The sequence below is a fragment of the Streptomyces sp. HSW2009 genome, assembly GCF_040240285.1.
GTDB lineage: Bacteria > Actinomycetota > Actinomycetes > Streptomycetales > Streptomycetaceae > Streptomyces.
This window is the reverse complement of record NZ_JBEHZD010000907.1, coordinates 1-1,884: the sequence shown is the minus strand read 5'-3', so window position 1 is coordinate 1,884 and position 1,884 is coordinate 1. Positions and strand designations below refer to the sequence as shown.

General features: G+C 74.4%; 2 protein-coding genes. One reads left to right on the top strand and one right to left on the bottom strand.

The window, feature by feature from the left end; all coding sequences use genetic code 11:
- Positions 1 to 422: SWIM zinc finger family protein (locus AAHZ94_RS33445; protein WP_349997454.1), on the bottom strand; the 422-nt coding region annotated here is incomplete at its 3' end.
- 180 nt (positions 423 to 602) lie between these two features.
- On the opposite strand from AAHZ94_RS33445, the gene AAHZ94_RS33440 reads away from it, so the two are divergent.
- Positions 603 to 1,739 carry an ATP-binding protein gene (locus AAHZ94_RS33440; RefSeq protein WP_349997455.1) on the top strand — a complete coding sequence of 379 codons (1,137 nt, stop codon included), beginning with the start codon at positions 603 to 605 and terminating at the stop codon, positions 1,737 to 1,739.
- Positions 1,740 to 1,884: the final 145 nt, after the last annotated feature.

Below are 1,884 nucleotides of genomic sequence, written 5' to 3'. Positions count from 1 at the left end.
CCCCCCCCTCGGCGCCCGTCGGGGGGGCGCGGCGAGGGGTATACGCGCCCGCCGGCCGCCGGCGCCGCCTGCCGCTCGGCGCGCTCCCGCCGGGACGCGAGCCACTCGGTGGCCCACTCCGGCGGCTCGCCCGCCGGCACCGGCTCCCCCGTGGCCCACAGCAACAGCAGCCCCAGCGCGTGCTTGCACGGAAACTTCCGGCTCGGACAACTGCACCGGTACGCCGGCCCCGACAGGTCGATCACGGTCCGGTACGGCTTGCTGCCGCTGCCCTTGCACAGCCCCCACAGCGCCCCGTCCCGCAGCCCGCAACCCGACCACGGCGTGGCCGTCCCGAGCTTGCTGCCCGCCTTCTGTGATGCAGCGTCAGGAGCAAGTGCGAGCACTTGCTCAGCGGTCCATCGTTCCCCCTGACCATTCATGCCAACGACGCTAAGCCCACCCACTGACAATCGCTCTGACCTGCGGTTTCCACCGGCCGAGCGGGATTGTCAGAGGTGTGGTGCATGGTGGTGAACGTCCCCGGCTGAGGCAGCCGGACGGGCAGGTGAAGAGGGGGATTTGTGACCGTGTCTGGAATCGCGAACACCGGGTCGGAAGCCGTGCAGGACGCCGCCGGAGCCGAGGGCTCCGCCGCCGCGCCGCACCCCACCGAGCGACCGGAGGCGCTGCGTCCGCACGCCGAGGACGCGTTCGCCGCCGAACTGGCCGCGCTCGCCGCGGCCGACGACCGACCGAGGCCCACCCGCTGGCGGCTCTCGCCGTGGGCCGTGGCCACCTACCTGCTGGGCGGCACGCTGCCGGACGGCACCGTGATCACCCCGAAGTACGTGGGCCCGCGCCGCATCGTGGAGGTCGCCGTCACCACGCTGGCCACCGACCGCGCGCTGCTGTTGCTCGGCGTGCCGGGCACCGCCAAGACGTGGGTGTCCGAGCACCTGGCGGCGGCCGTCAGCGGCGACTCCACGCTGCTGGTGCAGGGCACCGCGGGCACCGCCGAAGAGGCCATCAGGTACGGCTGGAACTACGCCCAACTCCTGGCGCACGGGCCGAGCCGGGACGCGCTGGTGCCGAGCCCGGTGATGCGCGCCATGGCCGATGGCATGACCGCGCGGGTCGAGGAGCTGACCCGCATCCCGGCCGACGTGCAGGACACGCTGATCACGGTGTTGTCCGAGAAGACGCTGCCCATCCCGGAGCTCGGCCAGGAGGTGCAGGCGGTGCGCGGCTTCAACCTGATCGCCACCGCCAACGACCGCGACCGCGGCGTCAACGAGCTCTCCAGCGCGCTGCGCCGCCGGTTCAACACGGTGGTGCTGCCGCTGCCGGCGACGCCCGAGGCCGAGGTGGAGATCGTCTCCCGCCGCGTCGACCAGCTCGGCAGCTCGCTCGACCTGCCGGCGGCGCCCGAGGCCATGACGGAGATCCGGCGCGTGGTCACGGTCTTCCGCGAGCTGCGCGACGGCGTCACCGAAGACGGTCGTACGAAGCTCAAGTCGCCCTCGGGGACGCTCTCCACGGCAGAGGCGATCTCGGTGGTGACCGGCGGCCTCGCGCTGGCCGCGCACTTCGGTGACGGCGTGCTGCGGGCGGACGACGTGGCGGCGGGCATCCTCGGCGCGGTCGTCCGCGACCCGGCCGCCGACCGGGTGATCTGGCACGAGTACCTGGAGGCGGTCGTCCGCGAGCGCGACGGCTGGAAGGACTTCTACCGCGCGTGCCGCGAGGTGAGCGCGTGACAGAGCCGCGGGGACGGGGGGGGGGGGGGGGGGGGGGGGGGCGCAGCGGGGGGGGGGGCGGGGGAGGCCGAACCCTCGGTGGACGGCATGGATACGGACGGCGCGGGCCCGGTGGACGGCGCGGGCCCGGCGGACGGCGCGGGCC